General features: G+C 56.6%; 26 protein-coding genes and 2 tRNA genes. 19 read left to right on the top strand and 9 right to left on the bottom strand.

Annotated elements, in window-relative coordinates:
* Nucleotides 1-15 precede the first annotated feature (15 nt).
* Nucleotides 16-237, bottom strand: a complete 222-nt coding sequence (locus K9U38_RS01995; RefSeq protein WP_224492652.1) for a hypothetical protein — start codon at nucleotides 235-237, stop codon at nucleotides 16-18.
* Between the two features lie 171 nt (nucleotides 238-408).
* Here K9U38_RS01995 and K9U38_RS01990 point away from each other — a divergent pair, with 171 nt between their 5' ends.
* From K9U38_RS01990 to K9U38_RS01935, 12 genes are all read left to right on the top strand, one after another.
* Nucleotides 409-840 carry a hypothetical protein gene (locus K9U38_RS01990; protein WP_224492651.1) on the top strand — a complete coding sequence of 144 codons (432 nt, stop codon included), beginning with the start codon at nucleotides 409-411 and terminating at the stop codon, nucleotides 838-840.
* Nucleotides 840-1,091: a hypothetical protein gene (locus K9U38_RS01985; protein WP_224492650.1), complete on the top strand. Its 252-nt coding sequence runs from the start codon at nucleotides 840-842 to the stop codon at nucleotides 1,089-1,091. Before K9U38_RS01990 ends, K9U38_RS01985 begins: the two co-directional genes overlap by 1 nt.
* Nucleotides 1,092-1,191: 100 nt before the next feature.
* Complete coding sequence (locus K9U38_RS01980) at nucleotides 1,192-1,404, top strand: hypothetical protein (protein ID WP_224492649.1); 213 nt, start codon at nucleotides 1,192-1,194, stop codon at nucleotides 1,402-1,404.
* Entirely contained in the window at nucleotides 1,401-1,574 is a 174-nt protein-coding gene (locus tag K9U38_RS01975; protein ID WP_224492648.1) for a hypothetical protein, read from the top strand. Before K9U38_RS01980 ends, K9U38_RS01975 begins: the two co-directional genes overlap by 4 nt.
* A complete protein-coding gene (locus K9U38_RS01970) occupies nucleotides 1,571-2,089 on the top strand; it encodes a siphovirus Gp157 family protein (RefSeq protein WP_224492647.1) in 519 nt (172 codons plus the stop codon). Before K9U38_RS01975 ends, K9U38_RS01970 begins: the two co-directional genes overlap by 4 nt.
* Entirely contained in the window at nucleotides 2,089-3,096 is a 1,008-nt protein-coding gene (gene bet, locus K9U38_RS01965; protein WP_224492646.1) for a phage recombination protein Bet, read from the top strand. The genes K9U38_RS01970 and bet overlap by 1 nt, the downstream gene beginning before the upstream one ends.
* Nucleotides 3,097-3,098: 2 nt before the next feature.
* On the top strand, nucleotides 3,099-3,614 hold the full coding sequence (locus tag K9U38_RS01960) for a hypothetical protein (RefSeq protein ID WP_224492645.1): 516 nt from the start codon (nucleotides 3,099-3,101) through the stop codon (nucleotides 3,612-3,614).
* A complete protein-coding gene (locus K9U38_RS01955; RefSeq protein WP_224492644.1) occupies nucleotides 3,611-3,781 on the top strand; it encodes a hypothetical protein in 171 nt (56 codons plus the stop codon). The genes K9U38_RS01960 and K9U38_RS01955 overlap by 4 nt, the downstream gene beginning before the upstream one ends.
* Entirely contained in the window at nucleotides 3,781-4,098 is a 318-nt protein-coding gene (locus K9U38_RS01950; RefSeq protein WP_224492643.1) for an HNH endonuclease signature motif containing protein, read from the top strand. The genes K9U38_RS01955 and K9U38_RS01950 overlap by 1 nt, the downstream gene beginning before the upstream one ends.
* Before the next feature lies 1 nt (nucleotide 4,099).
* Entirely contained in the window at nucleotides 4,100-4,744 is a 645-nt protein-coding gene (locus K9U38_RS01945) for a hypothetical protein (RefSeq protein ID WP_224492642.1), read from the top strand.
* Between the two features lie 69 nt (nucleotides 4,745-4,813).
* Entirely contained in the window at nucleotides 4,814-5,059 is a 246-nt protein-coding gene (locus K9U38_RS01940) for a hypothetical protein (protein ID WP_224492641.1), read from the top strand.
* Nucleotides 5,056-6,240, top strand: coding sequence for a tyrosine-type recombinase/integrase (locus K9U38_RS01935; RefSeq protein WP_224492640.1), 1,185 nt, complete (start codon nucleotides 5,056-5,058; stop codon nucleotides 6,238-6,240). The genes K9U38_RS01940 and K9U38_RS01935 overlap by 4 nt, the downstream gene beginning before the upstream one ends.
* A gap of 22 nt (nucleotides 6,241-6,262) precedes the next feature.
* On the opposite strand, the gene K9U38_RS01930 is transcribed toward K9U38_RS01935, so the two are convergent.
* Both K9U38_RS01930 and K9U38_RS01925 read right to left on the bottom strand, forming a co-directional pair.
* A tRNA-Cys gene (locus K9U38_RS01930) sits at nucleotides 6,263-6,336 on the bottom strand.
* 197 nt (nucleotides 6,337-6,533) lie between these two features.
* A complete protein-coding gene (locus tag K9U38_RS01925) occupies nucleotides 6,534-6,788 on the bottom strand; it encodes a hypothetical protein (protein ID WP_224492860.1) in 255 nt (84 codons plus the stop codon).
* Nucleotides 6,789-7,034: 246 nt separating this feature from the next.
* Here K9U38_RS01925 and K9U38_RS01920 point away from each other — a divergent pair.
* The 3 genes from K9U38_RS01920 (at nucleotide 7,035) to K9U38_RS01910 (ending at nucleotide 8,107) form a co-directional block, all read left to right on the top strand.
* Nucleotides 7,035-7,109: transfer RNA gene (locus K9U38_RS01920), tRNA-Asn, on the top strand.
* Nucleotides 7,110-7,731: 622 nt separating this feature from the next.
* Complete coding sequence (locus tag K9U38_RS01915) at nucleotides 7,732-7,869, top strand: hypothetical protein (RefSeq protein WP_224492639.1); 138 nt, start codon at nucleotides 7,732-7,734, stop codon at nucleotides 7,867-7,869.
* A gap of 91 nt (nucleotides 7,870-7,960) precedes the next feature.
* Entirely contained in the window at nucleotides 7,961-8,107 is a 147-nt protein-coding gene (locus K9U38_RS01910; protein WP_224492638.1) for a hypothetical protein, read from the top strand.
* A 91-nt stretch (nucleotides 8,108-8,198) separates the two neighbouring features.
* On the opposite strand, the gene K9U38_RS01905 is transcribed toward K9U38_RS01910, so the two are convergent.
* On the bottom strand, nucleotides 8,199-8,408 hold the full coding sequence (locus K9U38_RS01905) for a hypothetical protein (protein WP_370631802.1): 210 nt from the start codon (nucleotides 8,406-8,408) through the stop codon (nucleotides 8,199-8,201).
* Nucleotides 8,409-8,539: 131 nt separating this feature from the next.
* On the opposite strand from K9U38_RS01905, the gene K9U38_RS01900 reads away from it, so the two are divergent.
* Nucleotides 8,540-8,848, top strand: a complete 309-nt coding sequence (locus K9U38_RS01900) for a DUF6665 family protein (RefSeq protein ID WP_224492637.1) — start codon at nucleotides 8,540-8,542, stop codon at nucleotides 8,846-8,848.
* Here K9U38_RS01900 and K9U38_RS01895 read toward each other — a convergent pair.
* Nucleotides 8,845-9,102: a DUF2171 domain-containing protein gene (locus K9U38_RS01895; protein ID WP_224492636.1), complete on the bottom strand. Its 258-nt coding sequence runs from the start codon at nucleotides 9,100-9,102 to the stop codon at nucleotides 8,845-8,847. The two genes, K9U38_RS01900 and K9U38_RS01895, sit on opposite strands and share 4 nt — an antisense overlap.
* Before the next feature lie 135 nt (nucleotides 9,103-9,237).
* Here K9U38_RS01895 and K9U38_RS01890 point away from each other — a divergent pair, with 135 nt between their 5' ends.
* From K9U38_RS01890 to K9U38_RS01880, 3 genes are all read left to right on the top strand, one after another.
* Nucleotides 9,238-10,743 carry an NAD(P)H-hydrate dehydratase gene (locus K9U38_RS01890; RefSeq protein WP_224492635.1) on the top strand — a complete coding sequence of 502 codons (1,506 nt, stop codon included), beginning with the start codon at nucleotides 9,238-9,240 and terminating at the stop codon, nucleotides 10,741-10,743.
* Between the two features lie 84 nt (nucleotides 10,744-10,827).
* The gene (locus tag K9U38_RS01885; protein WP_224492634.1) at nucleotides 10,828-11,241 is read left to right on the top strand and encodes a hypothetical protein; all 414 of its coding nucleotides are present in this window, start codon (nucleotides 10,828-10,830) and stop codon (nucleotides 11,239-11,241) included.
* Between the two features lie 372 nt (nucleotides 11,242-11,613).
* Nucleotides 11,614-12,855 (top strand): GGDEF domain-containing protein, encoded by a 1,242-nt coding sequence (locus K9U38_RS01880; protein ID WP_224492633.1) that lies wholly within the window; start codon nucleotides 11,614-11,616, stop codon nucleotides 12,853-12,855.
* Nucleotides 12,856-12,877: 22 nt separating this feature from the next.
* Here the strand turns inward: K9U38_RS01880 and K9U38_RS01875 are convergent, their stop codons facing one another.
* The 4 genes from K9U38_RS01875 to K9U38_RS01860 are packed head-to-tail and all read right to left on the bottom strand — an operon-like array spanning nucleotide 12,878 to nucleotide 17,557.
* Nucleotides 12,878-13,843 carry a Csu type fimbrial protein gene (locus K9U38_RS01875; protein ID WP_224492858.1) on the bottom strand — a complete coding sequence of 322 codons (966 nt, stop codon included), beginning with the start codon at nucleotides 13,841-13,843 and terminating at the stop codon, nucleotides 12,878-12,880.
* 20 nt (nucleotides 13,844-13,863) lie between these two features.
* Nucleotides 13,864-16,296 (bottom strand): fimbria/pilus outer membrane usher protein, encoded by a 2,433-nt coding sequence (locus K9U38_RS01870; protein WP_224492632.1) that lies wholly within the window; start codon nucleotides 16,294-16,296, stop codon nucleotides 13,864-13,866.
* Nucleotides 16,277-16,993, bottom strand: coding sequence for a fimbrial biogenesis chaperone (locus K9U38_RS01865; RefSeq protein ID WP_224492631.1), 717 nt, complete (start codon nucleotides 16,991-16,993; stop codon nucleotides 16,277-16,279). Before K9U38_RS01865 ends, K9U38_RS01870 begins: the two co-directional genes overlap by 20 nt.
* 27 nt (nucleotides 16,994-17,020) lie before the next feature.
* Nucleotides 17,021-17,557 (bottom strand): Csu type fimbrial protein, encoded by a 537-nt coding sequence (locus tag K9U38_RS01860; RefSeq protein ID WP_224492630.1) that lies wholly within the window; start codon nucleotides 17,555-17,557, stop codon nucleotides 17,021-17,023.
* Nucleotides 17,558-17,726 lie beyond the last annotated feature (169 nt).

The following is a 17,726-nucleotide window of genomic DNA, read 5'->3' as shown; positions in this document are numbered from 1 at the left end:
AATGCCTGCCATTCGTCACCCCTTAAGCTCAGTAATCGCGACTAGTTGTCCAATCACGCTTTCGCATTGAAAGCATTCAAACCGGACTTTTTCGATCAGGCCGCTCTCGACTAACTCATCCACATTTGTGGGGCCCGCTTCCCCTCCGCATATCTCTTTCACGCTCTCCCGAATGCAATTCGCACAACGAATATGCAGCGCAAATACACGGTTATAATTTTCCAACGCCAAGCTCATTTTGTTCTCCTTTTGTTCTGACAAAAAGCAGATCGAAAAACATTAGTCGAGTCGGATTTTCAACGAACGTACATGGCTCGATAGCATTATTGTGCTTTTTTCGCACAAATTGTTATTGCTTTTATTGTGCGATTATCGCATAATTCATCCATCAACAACGGGATGGATGCTATGAACATCATCAACCAAGAATTCAGAACACGGGAACAGGTTGAAGCAGAAACAGGCTTTGTCATCGAAAGCATTGCTGATGCGCTGCGCTCCTATCCAGACACCAATTCAAAACAGTTTGCTTGCTTCGCTGCGGCTGACGGCAAGGCTGCGTTCTGGGTGCGGACGGGATCCGGCAACACCGCATCATCTCTCTTCACAGACCACGCCAATCTGACTGGCGATCTAGAAACAGCAATCGCTCTGGCAAAGCTACCACGCGCTACGTGGACGGTTTTCCAGCAACTTGAAGCGCTGATCCCGCTCAATCGCAAGGCAGCTGACCAGATGGTCGAACAGTACGCCCTGCTCGGTCACATGCGCGACATCGAAGAGCTGCTGGCTCGCGAAACTCACATCATCTGCAACGGTTTCAAATCGAGGGTGAACTGATGACCCGCTCACAAACTCCCATGGAAGCAATGATCTCAGCTTTGCAAGAAGCGCACGAGTATTTCGCGGAACGCGCAGATGCTGACCACAACGGCATTTCCTACGTGGCCAACACTGAGATGCGCCTGCAGCTCGAGATCGAGCAAGCGCTTCGCAAGGCTGGCGCTCTAACCACTTCGCGCACCGTTCCCCTCCCCATCGTTCCTGGATTCGTCTTTGACGCCGAAGATCGCAGTGGAGCAGCAGCATGACCGTGCCCCGCACCACCATTCGCGACACCTTCGCCATTCGGGCAGCCATCCTTTGGGGCAACGGCTTTTTCTGGACCGTTCTGACCTATTGGGTGCTGCCATGAGCATGAAGGCCATGAAGCGCGTGTATGACGCCCTCGCCGACGAATTGCGATCTGAACTGAAATCCCTGCTGACCGAATGCACGGAAGCGCAGAACGCCCGTATCCTTCGATCAGTCCCGAACGGCATCGACACCGCCAGCGATGACGAGCTCCGCAGCGCAATTGCATTTTGCCGGCGCTTCATCGCCAGAAACCATGGTGCGATATGACGGCGGCTCAGATCTGCATTGCCTCCGACCGCGCCATTATCGAGAGGCTTTCGCGGGGCGAAGCGCTTCGGCACATCGAAAAGCGATTGCTCAACGAGCCTGACGAGACAGTCAGATACGCCTTGAAGCGCGCATTCAACGCAGTTTTTGAACGGAAGGAACTGGCATGAGCGATGCGTCTCATTCCCTGCACCGCCAGACAGAAGCGGCCAAGCGACTGCTAGCCAGCCTCAGGGAGAGTGGTGACGCCGACGATCAGGAGATCGTTGAAACCGCCATCGAAGGTGAAACCTCGTTCTTCGAAGCCATGACTGCGGCAATGGACGCAAACGATGAGGATGACGTCCTGATCATTGGGCTCAAGGCGAAGGAAGAGGCATACGCCGACCGTCGCAAGGCGATCGAGCAGCGCATCGAACGGAGACGCGCCGCCATGGAACAAGCCATGATGGTCACTGAACAGGAGAAGATTACGCTGCCTACGGCAACGATCTTCCTGTCAAAGCGTAAGCCCAACATCGTTATCGACAACGAGGCGGACATTCCGGCCACGTTCTGGACCATCCCAAAGGTGGAACCGAAGCTCGACAAAAAGGCGCTGAAAGAAGCGCTGGAGGCCAAGGAAGACATTCCAGGTGCCCACCTCGACAACGGTTCTGTCTCAATTTCCATCAGGAGGAAATGATGAACGCTATAGCGCCATTCACCCATTCATCGAAGCAAATCGCCCTTATCCAGAGCACTGTCGCCAAAGATTGCAACACCGGCGAGTTCAACCTCTTTATTGAAGTGGCTCGTGCAAAGGGTCTTGATCCCTTCCTCGGTCAGATCATTCCAATGATCTTCTCGAAGGACAACGCCAAGAAGCGGAAGATGACAATTATCATCAGCCGCGACGGGCAGCGTGTTATCGCGCAGCGTTGTGGCGACTATCGTCCAGCCAGCAAGACACCGACCTACGAAACGGTTACTGAGCTCAAGGGACCGCAAAATCCGCACGGCATTGTTTCCGCAACCGTGTATCTGTGGAAGCAGGACCCCAAGACTGCGGAATGGTACGAAGTGGCCGGACAGGCGTTCTGGGATGAGTTTGCCCCGCTTTCCTATGCCGCGAGCCAGTACAACAAGGTTGATACCGGCGAGACTTGGCCGGATGGCAATCCAAAGTACGAAAAGACGTTGAAACCGGATGCAGTTGCGTCGCTCGACGATAGCGGCAACTGGTGCAAGATGCCCCGCCTCATGATCGCCAAGTGCGCCGAAATGCAGGCGCTACGCGCCGGATGGCCCGAACAGTTCACCGGCCTCTATGACGAAGCCGAACTGGACCGCGCCAAGATGCTGGACCTGACTGCTTCCGAGATCGTCGAGCACGAGCGGGAAGAACACCGCTTGAAGCTGATTGCCGGTAACGATGCCATCACCGTTACCTGGGGCGATGGATGGGCACTTGAAAATGTGCCGGTCGGGCAATTCTTCGACCGCGCAATGCAGTTCATCAATGAAACTGATCCGCTGACCGTTGCCAAATGGGTTGACGCCAATCGCGAACCGCTGCGCACCTTCTGGGCAAAATCGCCGACCGATGCGCTTGAACTCAAGAAGATCATCGAAGGTACTGCCAAGCGAAAGGCACCGCCCACGAACATCATGGATCAGCCGGAACTAGTCCGGAACATGTCGGCGGGTTGATCATGACGCCTCGCCCCATCTCACTCCAATACGAAGGCGAAGGCATCTTCAAGCCTTCGAGTGGTTTCTTTGCCAAGGTCGCCGACGAGCATTTTGTCATCGGCGGGCACTACAAGCTGATCGAGCACCATGACCACTCGGAAAATTCACATCGGCACTATTTCGCATCGATCAAGAACGGCTTTGATAATCTGCACGACTCCATGCTCGGCGAATATCCCACCGTCGGGCATCTGCGTAAGAAAGCGCTGATCCGCACCGGGTACCGCGACGAGCGCTCGATCGTCTGCGCCTCCAAAGCCGAAGCTGAACGGGTAGCCGCCTTCATCCGTCCCATGGATGACTATTGCGTTGTCGTTCCGCTCAACTGTGTCGTTCACGTCATGACGGCGAAGAGCCAATCAGTGAAAGCCATGGGCGCCGCAGAATTCCAGAAGTCCAAGGAAACCGTTCTCAACTTCATCGATGACCTTTTGGGTGTCGAGCACGGCGCTACAGCGCGAAGCGAGGCCGCATGACTGCCATTCCCCTGTTCGCCCCGTACGAAATCCGGCGATCCCGCAAGCTCGCCGGGCAGTACGACGCAACCCACGCGCGTCTGAAGCAAGAGGTTGCCGCTTGTGAACGTGTCCTTGCCCAACACTTGGACAGCGTTCTGTCGGATGAAAAGTGGGACATGAACTAATGGCCCGGAAGTCTTTCAATCAAAAAGACCGGGCTCGCATTTTCTCGCTCCGCGCAGGTGTTTGCCATCTTTGCAATGGCAAAGTCGATGGTGTGCGAGAGGCATGGGAAATCGAGCATGAAATCCCTTGGGCAATCTCCCGCGATGACAGCGATGAGAACCTGCAGGTAGCTCACGTCAAATGCCATCGTGAAAAGACCGCCACAGACATGGGCGATATCGCCAAGGTCAAGCGCGTCGCTGCCAAGCACACCGGCACCTATCCCAAATCCAAAGCGAAGATCCGTTCACGCGGGTTTGTATCAACGCGGGGCTAAAATGAAACAATTGCGAGTTCTGGTTGCATGTGAATTTTCGGGAACAGTTAGGCGTGCGTTCGCAGCTCGTGGACACGATGCATGGTCATGCGATCTCTTGCCGTCAGAAGATCGTAGCAACAAGCATATCGTTGGTGATGCTCGCGACTTGCTCGTAGACGAATGGGATTTGCTCATTGTAGCGCATCCACCCTGCACAAGATTGTGCAATTCTGGCGTGCGCTGGCTTTCAGTACCACCTCCAGGTAAAACCAAGGAACAGATGCAGGAGGAACTGCGCGAAGGCGCGGCACTGTTCTCTGCCTTCTGGAATGCGCCGATCGACCGCATTTGCGTCGAAAACCCTGTTATGCATCGGCATGCCAAGGCACTTATCAAAAATTATCGAGATCCAGCGCAGTCAGTTCAGCCTTGGCAATTTGGCCACGGTGAAACGAAGCGGACATGTTTTTGGCTGAGGAACCTCCAGCCATTGACACCAACCAACGTTGTTGGAGGCCGCGATCAACGTGTCCACCGCATGCCTCCGGGTCCAGATCGTTGGCGCGAACGGTCTCGCTTCTTCTCCGGCATTGCAGAGGCGATGGCCGATCAATGGGGCGAAATGCCAGCGCAAGGCGAATTCTTCAGGAGCACTGCAGCATGAGCGGATCCCAGGTCGACCGCGAGAGATGGCTGACCTCTGGCGCAGCGGTGGATAGCGGGGATAACCCGAATGGCTAAGATTGACATCATCCGCAATGTGCCGCGCCTTGGGCTGAGCAGGACCGAGGTCGCGCTTGCAATCGGTGTTGCGCCGAACACGGTGGATGAAATGGTCCGGGAAGGAATGCTCCCTCGCCCGCGGCGTTGGCATACCCGCAAGTTCTGGCGCATCGCCGAACTGGAAGCAGCTATGGCAGAATGGCCTGTAGACGGGGAACAGGAGGTCGACGTTTCGAATTGGAGAGCGTCGGCATGAAAGACGTGGCTGCAATCGATCTGCCCTATATCGAGACCAACAGAAGCCGCCACGGCAAGGAGCGGTTTTATTTTCGCGTCGATGGCAAGCGGCTATGCAGACTTCCAGACAATCCAGACAGTCAGGAATTCTCTGATAAATATTGGGCTGCTCGTAACGGACACGAAGCCGCTCAGACTGCCCTGGAGAAGGAAAACACGGTCCCGATCGTCGCCCAGCCTGGCACGTTTCATTTCCTTTGCGTGCACTACCTTGGCAGCCAAGCCTATCTGAAGCTTGATTCAACAACGCAGTCAAAGCGCCGATCTATCATCGACAGCATGTTGTTAGAACCACTCGGTGCTGAAGATAAGCGTCTGTTTGCGCATATGCCCATCCCGGCGCTTGATGTAACCAACATCGAGATTTTGCGCGATCGGAAGAAAGACACACCATTCGCCGCCGATGAACGGTTAAAAATACTTCGTCAAATATTTGAGGTCGGCAAGGCCGCCAAGCCAAAACCGCTGGTCATGCACAACACAGCGAAACTGGTCGAATCATTTCGGGTGAAGACAGACGGGCATGCAACCATGCGTGATGACGATATCGCACAGTATGTCGCTCGCCATGGCACACAATCAAAGGCCGTGCTTGCTCTGACGATCCTGATGTACACCGGCGTCCGCGTATCGGATTTGGCGTTAATAGGTCCACAACACCGCCGTGGCGATGTTTTGACCTTCCGGGTGTTCAAGGGTCGCAACAAGAACCCAACAACGCTACAGGTCCCTGTGCATCCCATTCTCGACGCTGTGCTGAAGCTGCACCCGGTCACTGACCTGTCGTACATGGTGACTGAATACGGTCGGCCATTCTCGATCAAGGGATTGGGGAACCGCGTGTCCGATTGGTTTACGCAGGCTGGCCTCCCCCACCTCACGGCTCATAGCGTCCGCAAGGGACTCGCTACGAACATGGCAGAGAATGAAGCGACCGATTTGATGCTCGAGGGAATGTTTGGGTGGAAGGACGCCAAGGCGTCGAAAATCTACACCCGGAATGCGCGGCGTGCGCGGCTTGCCAGACAGGCAGTTTCGAAGATCGATTGGGGTGAAAGCGGGAACATACTGCCACACCCTGAAGGTGGGGTGGTGTCCCAGACTGCCACACCCGAGAAAAAGATAGGCAAAATCAAATAGTTGGGGTGGCGCATAGAAGGAATGGAGGCCTCGCCCGGAATCGAACCGGGGTGCAAGGATTTGCAGTCCTCTGCGTAACCACTCCGCCACGAGGCCTCAACTGCAAAATAGTTAATGAAATTAACTACTTGTGGAAGTGACGAAATTTCGTTCCGAACGGTGTCACTTGCGGCACTCCGAATAGCCGTTTTTGTTTTGTGCCGCAACCTGAAAAATGCATCAATCACATTCGGTGATCAGCCGCCAATGCTGATGCAGTTCTCTACGGATACTCAGCAGCGCGCGCCTGGTCTTTAGCCCTGGTCCTCGGGCTTGTCCGAGCCAAACCAGCCGCCTTTCCAGCGTCGGCCGAGTTTTACCTCGATCTGGCGCCGCTTGCGCCGCACGATTGCCGAATCGTGGGACAGGACCACGAGTCCCAGCGGCACCATCCAGAATCCGAGCACGGGCAGAAAACCGAGCGTGCCGCCTGCGATCAGCAGGCCGCCCAGCGTGCGACGCATTGCCACCGACTGGGGTACGGGAACGTGCCTGCCAAAAATGCGCATGTGCTTGCGCCTGTGACGCGCACCATGTGGACGATGCGCCGCGTGCGGCTGCTTTTCGTTGTCTTCGTGGCCTTCCGACAAAGTCTGCCCTTGCGTTAAAGTGCGTTTCTCAAGCCGGGATGTAAGAAGTGCATGGCCTCATGTCATCATTCTGTTGTGCACATTCGTCGAAAAAAAATGAAATGGTCCTTTGCAAAAGCCAAACCCTTTTGCTATAGGCCACTTCGCTGATGACTGAATAGCTATTCCCCGGTAGCTCAGTGGTAGAGCAACCGGCTGTTAACCGGTTGGTCGCTGGTTCGAATCCGGCCCGGGGAGCCACTATTCTGGTACGTTGCAATTGTCATTGGCCTGATCTCCCAAAATTTCTTCAACGTACCATGAACCAATCTTGCCAGAATGCGTTTGACTACTGCGCCGCATGGCGAGACAATTTTGTATGAGTCGGGTTCAAGATCCGGCGAGAGGTCCTGGCTTCCTAAGTGGAGAGCCGCAGCACCTCACTCAAAAGGGACGATTGAATTCATGTACAGTCACTTTGCATTGATCTTGGCGATGCTTGCAGCGGTCGCATGGACAGGCACGCTCGTCTACCTGGTTAATCGGTGGGATCACCACCGGAAGTGAACTAGATCCTCCAGTCGAAGCCACAAGCGCCTGAATCGGGGGAATTGGCCGATACGCAAGCCAGCAGCCAGGCTGCGAACATGTTTTGGCCCATGAATGTACGCAGCCCCATAGTGGCTGGCGGCCCGTGTCGTATTCCTGGCCAATCCAGCAGCAACTATCGTCCGGTTCAATGGCCGGCCCGGCGACAAACGCATACAACGGACACCCCAATGCATCCTGTACTGCCTCTGGGCCGACAGCTATTCTCTGGCAGGTTAAAGAACGGGTAACCCTTGGTCCCTATGCCTGAAAGACTAGGAAACGGAGGTCTATGATGATCCACCAATGCGTCATGATTGCCGCGTTCCTGATCTTGTTCGGCCTGCTGGGCGCTGTGGCATATTTCGGTCAAGACGATCCGTTCGCCAACCTGGCTCCCATGCCTGCCGTAGAGGCTCCACCAGGATCTTGATTTCTGCGGCACTTGGGTTTCACGTACTCTGGAACCTATTGTGCATTGCAGCGTTACTGCCCGGTCTTCCCCTCACAACAGGATTAAAACATTGAACCGTAACGGACTGTATCTGATTGTCGGAGCCCTTCTCGTCGCTGTCATCGGCCTGGGGATTTATGTCTACCGCGAAGAAACCAAACCTGCCGGAATCGAACTCAAGATTGGCGAGGGCGGCGTTTCGATCGAAGAAAACTGACAGCTTTCGTATCGTTCATTGATCCTGAGAGGCGAGTTGCACCCGACTCGCAGTGGTGCAACGGCATCAATCCGATCGCCGCGAGCTTAATTCAAACGTGTTTCGGCGGTTCGCGCACCTCATCAGGATTAGGCAGGGGCAATTCATCAGGCAGTTGCTCAGGTGGGGGTTCCTCCACGGGAATTGGTCCCGGCATCGGATTGGGCTCCGGCGGCAGTTCATCCGGCCGTGGCGTTGGACCGGGATCGACCGGCCGGTTCGTATCCGGCCCGGGATCAGGCATTGGTTTGGGATCACCCATGAAAATTGCTCCTTTCATGGGTTTCCAACTCGTTTACGCCCGCGATGTTCCCTGCAGTTCTTGCGAAGCCGCTGACTTTATGGTCGAATCATCATTGCGCACTCTGAAACCAATCGATTTGCCGAATTCCCATGTCGCTTCGATCCCCACGCAGCATTTCCGCCAGTTTCGACAGGAACAGCCCGCCGAGCGCCATCGATCTGGAAATCCTTGCCGAAACCGCCGCTGCCCTTGGCCGCGCTGGTCAGAAGGTCGAGCAAACTCTGGAGCAATTGCGGAGAGCCACTGAAGACGAGCGGCAATCATGTCTCAAAGCAGCCGCGCAAGCGGTCCATGCCTATTTCATTCAGCGCGAACTGTGCGGCTTGCGCAATCACGATGATCCAATCCGGCACTACGGCATTCCGCGTGCCGTCCTCGTCCGGCTCGGTGCGGCCTAGTGTACGTCCTTCGTCGACGCCTCTTCCTCGAACATGACTGCCACGTCGGAATTGGCCGAGAGGCGAACCTTGTTGCCTTCCACATCGGCGACCAAAGAGATTGAAATATAATGGTGATGGCCCTCGTGCGAGCCTTCTCCGCTATCCTTCTTGGTGAGCTTGATCCGACCGCCCTCAATACAGTCCACGGTTCCCACATGGACACCATCTGCCCCTATGACTTCCATATGTTCCTCGATACGCATTGCAGTCATGATTTTACCTCCGGCGATGACCAACAAGAAACGCACAACTTGAGCTTTGGATGCATGGCGGCATTGGAGGCTTTCACGAGCAACGTGAAACCTCTACGCTGATGCGTATCATTCCAGGGAAAGCATTGTTCCGGCATGGCAGACGAGATTTTGACACCCGCCGAAATGGGCGAAGCAGACCGGCTGACGATTGCCGCCGGCCCGGGGGACGGTTACGCCCTGATGCTCAATGCCGGCACGGCCGTAGCCAGTCACCTCCTCGCCAATCATGGCGATGCGACCGAATTCCATATTCTGTGCGGCCCCGGCAATAATGGCGGCGATGGCTATGTCGTCGCCCGGATTCTGGCAGAAAGCGGCGCAAGCGTGGATGTCTGGTCTGCCGGTTCCCCGAAGGCAGGCACGGACGCGGCGCAGGCACAGCGGGATTGCCCCGTTCGTCCGCGCCCCATCGATGAATTTCTACCGGCAGCGGGCGCCCTTGTCCTCGACGCCCTGTTTGGCGCGGGCCTGGACAGGCCGGTCACCGGCAAGGCTGCAGCCGCCATAGGAATCGCCAATGAGGCGGCCGTTACAAGGGTGGCAACCGATGTTCCGTCGGGTCTCGACGGCGCAAGCGGCCAGGTACTCGGCACGGTCTTCAATGCACATTGCACCGTTACGTTTTTCCGCAAGAAACCGGGCCACTTGCTCTATCCCGGGCGAAAATTGTGCGGCGAGCTTGTCGTTGCCGATATCGGGATCAGGGCAAATGTTCTCGACGCCCTGAAGTCCCGTTGTTTCGAGAACACGCCCTGCCTTTGGCGCACGCTTCTGCCCGCGCCGGATGCCTCTACCCACAAATACAAGCGTGGCCATGCGGCGGTGTTCTCCGGTGGCCGGACTTCGACCGGAGCAGCCAGGCTCTCTGCACTTGCCGCGGCACGCAGTGGCGCCGGCGCTGTCACGCTGTTGTCGCCGGAAGAGTCCCTTGCGGTCAACGCCGCCCACCTTACGTCGATCATGCTTGGCCAGTGCGATCATATTGTGCACCTCGAATCGTTCATCGAAAAGCGCCGGCCATCCAGCTTTGTGCTCGGACCAGGTTTTGGCATTGGTGACAAGACCCGGGCCTTCGCCCTCGCCCTGTGCAACGCCACGACAGCCAAACTTGTGCTCGACGCCGATGCTATCACGTCGTTTCGCGACCACGCCGACGAGCTCTTCAGCGCCGCCCACGGCCATGAAGAGGTGCGGCTGATGCTTACGCCCCATGAGGGCGAATTCAGCCGGCTTTTCCCGGATCTGAGCGAGGCTGCCGCGCCCTCCAAGCTTGAACGCGCCCGTGCCGCCGCCAAGCGCGCCAATGCGGTCATCATCTACAAGGGCGCCGATACGGTCATTGCTACACCCGATGGCCGTGCAGCAATCAACACCAACGGAACGCCGCTTCTGGCAACCGCCGGTTCCGGCGACGTTCTCGCCGGCCTTGCCGCCGGCCTGATGGCGCAGGGCATGCCGCCATTCGAAGCAGCTTGCGCCGCCGTTTTTATCCACGCGGCTGCAGCCCGTCAGCTGGGCCATGGCCTCATCGCCGAGGATATGCCGGCCGCGGCTGCTAAAATCATGGCAGGCCTCATTGGGGCTATAGTTGAGCATTAGGACCCAGGATCAAGCGGAACCATCCACGTGATCGACCGTTGATTGCACATCTTGCCCGAAGAACGGGTCACGAACGGAGTGAATATGAAACTGTCTACGCGGCTGGCAGCCCCCCTTCTGATTCTGGCCTTCAGCGGGTGCGCCGGCATCGACTATGCAAAAACGAACTATGGCGGCTATCCGCAGCAACAGTTCAAGGCCGCAAACGGACAGACCTTCGAGATCATCGACAATCCATCGCGTGGTCGGCTGATGATCGGACCGGGTGCCGCCGTTGCCACCGAAGGCTTCGTCAAGAATCTGGGAATGGGCGTGGCCAACAGCATCGTGGCAACGCCTCCGGTGGTGTACCGGGATGCCGCCGAACAGTTTTTGCGCAGTACGGGACGCAATTGCACCGCTCAGGACGTGACGGCCATCATGGATCCCCGCTATGAAGTCCGCTATCAGTGCATCGGCGGAAGGACCAATCAGGACACGATGCTGGGACCGGCCTGATATGCCCCGGCGCAACCTGGTTTGATTTCCTCAAATGAACCCGATCCTGTTAACCCTGTTTTTACCATGATCGTTCACCCTGTTCTCAAGCGCGATTTGTACGGCGTACGCGCTTCCAACTGTTTTACAGAGCGTCATCAATCTGTCGCAATGTCAGGCTAATGATGAAACATAGCGAATAGCTTATTTCCATTTTTGACCACGGATGTACTGGCACTGATGTCGAGGTAAGCTTAGGAAGGTCGGGTAGCTCCCGGCCTTTTGCTTTTTCCGGCCAGTTTTATCGTCAACGCTCCATCTTGTCGCAAATCGATACTGGGCGTTAGCAATTCGATGATATTGCAGACGTCTGTTTCATACGTAAAAGTGTCGATGATCACGTCCAATATAATACTTCTGCTATCGGAAGCTGTCGTCTATTTCGGGGTCATGGCGGCCCTTTTGCACGGACGCAATCGCTACGGCCTCGGCATCTTCGTTTGCGCCCTCGGCGTCATGCACTTCCTTGAGACCTATCTGGCAGCGGTTTTCTACATCCAGCTGCCCTTCGGCATCATATCGCCGGGCTCGACCGTCCTGTTCAGCGGCAAGCTCATGATGATCCTTTTGCTCTACATCAAGGAGGATGCTCTGGTCGTGCGCCAGCCGATCTACGGCCTCCTCATCGGCAATTTCCTGCTTGTCGCCCTCATCATGATCGCCCGCAACCACGAAACGGTCCAGGCCATGCCGGGCCGCCAGCCCGACATGCAATTCGTCGACGAGATGGGCTCGCTGATGATCTGGGGCACAATCCTGCTCTTCATCGATTCCATTGCGGTCATCCTCCTTTACGAGAAGCTTGGCCGTTTTCTCGCCAGATGCAGGATCATCCGCATTTTCGTAGCCTCGGCCCTCACGCTCACGTTCGATCAGATCGGCTTTTTCGCGGCACTGCGCGTGGTCAGCGATACGCCGATGTCCGCCCTGATTGGCGGCTGGGTCGCCAAGATCGCCGCGGCTTTCGTCTACAGTTTCATGATCGAAGCCTATTTGCGGTTCGACCAGCAGTCGACCGGCGGGCGCGCGCTGAGTGTCCGTGGCGTGTTCGAGACATTGACCTACCGCGAGCGCTATGAACGGCTGCTTGAGGAATCCGGCCGTGACAGCCTGACCGGCGTCCTCGACCGGCGCAGCCTCGACACGGACGGGCCGCAACTGTTTGCGCGTGCAAGGAAGGAAGGCACGACCTTCAGCCTGATCGCCATCGATCTTGATGATTTCAAGAGCATCAATGACACCTATGGTCATCAGACCGGCGACTCGGTGCTGCAGTCGGCCGCCCGCAAGATGATGACGCATATGCGCGTGGGCGATCATTTCTACCGCTATGGCGGCGAGGAATTCATCGGCCTTTGCCAGGGCCTGTCGGCGGATGGTTCAACAGCCCTCGCCGACCGCCTGCGCGTCGCCGTCGAGGCATCGCCGCACCAGAACGTCCAGCGTGTTACGGTCAGCATCGGCATCGCCAACTATCCCGGCGATGGCGACAGTTTCGAGCAGTTGTTCGCGCGGGCCGACGAGCGGCTCTACCGCGCCAAGCGGACCGGCAAGAACCGCGTCGTCGCCGGCTGACACCGGGGCCGAAGGTCATGCGTCACTGATATTCCAGCGTCACGACCACATGATCCATATAGGTGCCCGAGGACGGCGTCGGCTGTTTCGGCACGCGTGCATAGACCGGTATTTCGACTGGCGAGCCCGTTCCCGTCCGATTTGCCAGCATGTTGCCGGCCTGATCGCCCCAAAGCTGCGTTCGCTGCCTGTCCCGGAAGAGATTGTAGCTGATCTTTTCCTTGCCGCTGATCATGTTCCGGCTCTTGCCTGCCTCACCCTGATCGCCCCATCCGAGCTTGAGCGAATAGGGCGTTTTCGTGTCGCAGTTCACCTTCACCCGCCCCTCCTGGTCGCGGGGCTGGTCAAGATCCTGCCACGTGCCAAAGTCGATATGCTGGCTGACCTCCAAGGCACAATATGGCTTAACCTGGACACGGACAGGAAAAGTTACTTTTGCCGATTTCGCACCGTTCAGGTTACAGCCCGACGCAGTAAATATTGACACCTCAGTATAAATCAGCTCCGCTTGGACCATATCGATGTAGTACCCCTCCTCAAGACCCGCTTGATCGGGTATCCAACCATGAATATCGAAGCTTGTGCTGCTAGGCACCCATTCGAACAGGGATAAGATTCTGAACGCTAGGCTAAAGTTGTTGCCGACATAGTTACCTACTTCGTAAGGATCGACATGCTTGGGCGATCCATAAAGCTGATATCTGATTTTTTTGCCGTTTGGGCCGACCATGTAACGCCAGTTGGTATCCGCACCGCCGCTGCCAGACCCAATTTTCATGCAGGCGCGAACCGGCTGTGTAAACAAACCCAGAACGCTGAACGGCACCATTGTGACGCACTCGGCGTTAATCTTCGCGGCTTGATCAAACTGGCGTGCTGCCAACGGATCCAGTGCTCCAAAATCGAAATCGCCGTCGGACATTCTGAACACGCATCTCGTGTCCGCCGATGCCTCATCCGATGCCAGAAACAGAACGAATAAACACATAAGCGGCAACAGAATACGTCTCATCGGCACACCACATTCCCTATTGTGACCTGGGTGCCTGGCTGCGGCGCAAAGGCAAAGGCCGCATGACAGGTCTGGCCGTCGGCGAGTTCCACAGTGACACCGTTGTTTCGCGACAGATTCTCGATATAGGCCTGGCCATCATAGCCGACGACGAATGTTGCGTCGGATCCGTCCACGCGGCCGGCAAGCCCGGCATCGAGCGGCTTGCCGCTGCGATCGATCAGCCCGACCAGCGCCGCAGCGGCCCCGTCCTTCACGTGGAAATCGACGACCACCCCGCCGCTGTTGGCCGGCACCACGACGGCACGTGTGTCGCGCACGGCAGCATCGACAGGCAGATTTTGCGGATCGATATCAATCTCGCTGGGGTTCCAGGAGTCGAGGTCCGGCACAATCAGCTTGCCGCTGCCATTGGTACGTCCAACCACATTGTTCCGTAACCTGACTTCCACATTGGGCGTGCCGACATCGACAACGGCAAACGCATCGTCGATGCGATTGGTGGCAAAGACGCCTCCTCCCGCGACGGCAATCGCGCCATCCACTGCAGCGCTGGCCCGCACGGCATCGCCATATTGCTGGACCCAGCCGTCGACGCGGGCATATTTGCCGCGATAATTGCCGGAAGCCGACCGGTTCGGGGTCTTGCCTTCGCTGGTTCGCACGTTCCAGCCATAGCTTCCTTCTTCGCGGCTTGCCGATTTCGACACTTCAGCAAAACCGGCTATGTCGCCGCCATTCTGGTCCACGCCGGTCGAGCCATAGATGTCATTGTCAAAGGATATTGAGAGGCCGGCATAGACGCCGAAATTATCGCTGTCGTCGAGATCCTTGAAGGCGGTTGCATAGAATGAAGCATTCTTCCACAACGACTGGCTGAAAGATGTACTGGCGGTTCGGCTTCTGTCGCTGTCATCCGTTTCGATCTGGGTGAACGAAAGGTTGATGCTGGAACGATCGAACAGTGCCGGCATGCTCAGGCTCACCTGATCCACGGACCGCGGCACGCGCGCTGAATAAGTCCGCGACCCTGGATAATACAGATAGTACTGATTGCGTTCGAATTCGTTGTCGGCGCTCACCGATGCAATGTCGTCATAATCGCCGAAGCTGCGCTGCATGCGGCCATAAAGCGAAAAATTGTCGTGGCGCAGTTCCAGCGAACCATTGAGCAGCACGCCCGTCTCGCCATCGTGCTGGCTGCCCGCGACGGCAAGCGATGTGGCACCCCAGTGCCCTAGCGGGAAGGAAGCGCCAATGCCGCCATTGACAAGATCGGCACCGCCTTCCGCATGCCCTTCCAGGGTCAGCCAGTTGGTCAGACCGTAGCGCATCGTCGCGCTGCCGAAAACGTCACTGGCATAATCATTGGACTCGGTGCCGTAGTTGCGGCGCGGGAAACCGATCTCCGCCGAAAAGTCGAGGAGCCCCTTCGCGAGCTGTTCGCTCGACGTGTAGAACGGCAATGTGGTCCTGGTTTCGCGACCAAGTGTGTCGCGGATGACGACTTGCGCCTCGCCCGCCCCGCTTATGACAGGCAGGTTTGCGAGTTCGAACGGCCCGGCCGGTATGTCGGAACTGTAGGTCTTCACATTCTGCGAATAGACTTCGAGGGTTGAGGGCACAGCCGCGGTGCCCGAAACCGCGGGCATGGGCAGCGTCATCAGATCGGAGCACAGCGAGAAATTGCGTTCCACCTGCATGCCGCCGAGAAAAACCGAGCGTGTCCAGGGCAGGCTGCGGCTGACGAAATCGCCGGCATTGTAGGTGATCAGCCGCTCCGAATCCGAATAATTCCAAGTCGTGTTCAAGCGCTTGAAACCTTGCAGCCCGCCGTTGGAAAGATTGGTGGTGAAGGACTGATTGAGTGTCCCAAGCGGGCTGAAGAACCGCGCATCGAAACCGCCGGAAATGCCCTGAAACGGCTTGACATCCTCATCGGTCAGATCGTTCGAACTGGAGTAAAGCGAATAGTTCAACACCGCGCCAGTGCTGGATGTGGGTTTCTGGTCTTCCCGTTCGTTACGGTCGGCATCAAGATCGATCTTGCGCGGCACGCGCGCTTCATCGGTTGCCGTCACATAGATGCTCTGCAATTCCGGCACGACGCGATATTCGATGCCGGGCAAATCATTGAGGTGGACCGACCCGTCCGGCCTGATCGCCGCCTTGACCGGCTTGATACCAACCTCTTCCAGTTCATCCGGTTTGGCTGTCAGACTGCCATCCGGCAATTGCATGAATGCCCCGATAAAATCGGTGTTGGCATCGTTGATGAAGACAGCAAGCTGCAACGCTTGCGGGCCTGCGGCCTCCGTGACGTCCGTAACCATCGGATCGACAGGCATGTCCTGCCCGTGCACTGCGCCAGCCAGACAGGTCAGCAAACAGGACGCAAGCCCGAAAAGCTTAATTGCCGACGTCGACATTGGCTTCCAGCGGCCCGTTGTCTGTCTCCAGTTTCAGTAGGGCGGGACCCGAAGCGAGCCCCTTTGCGCTGCCAAGCTGAAACTGTGCAGTTCCTCCGGCGATCACATGGCCCGCAATGTCGTTCTTGATAGCGATGTTCCTGCCATTTTGCAGAAGCTGGACACTTTTGAGACGCAGCTTGGTAGAGCCGGTATTGGTCCCCGACAGGAGATAGCCGCCATTGCCGCGCCGGATACGCCAGTTCACCCGCGCCGGCGGTGTCGCCGCATCCCGGAAGAACACAGGCATGGAGAATCTGACCGTAAAATTGACATTCCCTGCCTTCATCTGAGTGGGATCCGGCAGTTCATCGACAAGGACACGGTAGCTTTCTTCAGTGGCAGCTGGCCTTTTGCTCACACGTACCACCCGCAAAACATACTGATTGTTGGCACCAACCTTTGCTACCGGCGGACTGGCAACCACATCGGTGGTCGGATCGAACCTTTCGATGCCCATGACCTGACTCCAGCGAAACACGCGCACCTGTATCTGGACGGGCCGTGTGTTCCCGTTCCTGAGCGTGATGACGCCCGCCGCTTCCGGCAGCACCTTGTCCAGACGGGTAGGTGAAATCTGCAGGGAGGACGCCCCGGCAATACTGGTTTGCAACGCGCACAGGACAAAAAGGCCCATGCCGTATAACAAGGATCGCATAACGTCCTCCTGTACTGTGCGGATTGATTAGTTCGTGGTAACTGTGATCTTGACGGTGTCAGAGTATTGACCGGCAGCCGGAACAAAATTTGGCACCGCTGGCACCCTGCCATAGACGGTGAAAGCGACGTTGCTTCCCGCGGTCGTCGACGTCTTCCTGACCGTATCCGACCCTGTAGTAACGCCCCAAACCTTGGTGTAGGAACCGTCGGTAAAAAGATTGTAGTTTATCGTTTGCGAGCCGGTGCCGCCTACGAGAGCCAGCTTGCGAGCAGCAACAGTGCCATTCAAGCCACCATCAAGTCCTACGTCAAATGTCTTGGTGGCATCACTGCACGACACATTGAACGTCGTCGATTGCTCGATAGGGTCGCTCAAAGTGGTCCAGGTACCGAAATTCAGCGTACCATTGGCATTATCGGTAAAGACGCTGCAGCCGGATTCGATCGTCAGCTTGACGTTGAGCGTACCGGTCTTGGAAGCTGCAAACGCAGAACCGCCGAACCCGAATGAAGCCGCAATCACTGCAGCGCAGGCGATGCGCATGGAAAAATTGGATCTCATGAAAAACGTCCTTGAAAAATTGCCTACATAAAAAAACCCCCAATAAATTGGGAGGCTGCAGTTACAATGCCTTCAGATCGCGACCAAGGTCAAGACCTTCCTATACTAAAAAATAGCAAACAACGTTCAGAGTTATAACTTATCCATCCTCTGTCACTTATTGGTCACA

The organism is Phyllobacterium lublinensis (genome assembly GCF_020164435.1).
In the GTDB taxonomy this organism is placed as follows: Bacteria; Pseudomonadota; Alphaproteobacteria; order Rhizobiales; family Rhizobiaceae; genus Phyllobacterium; species Phyllobacterium lublinensis.
Note: the sequence above shows the minus strand (reverse complement) of the source record. Positions and strands in the feature narration are given on the sequence as shown.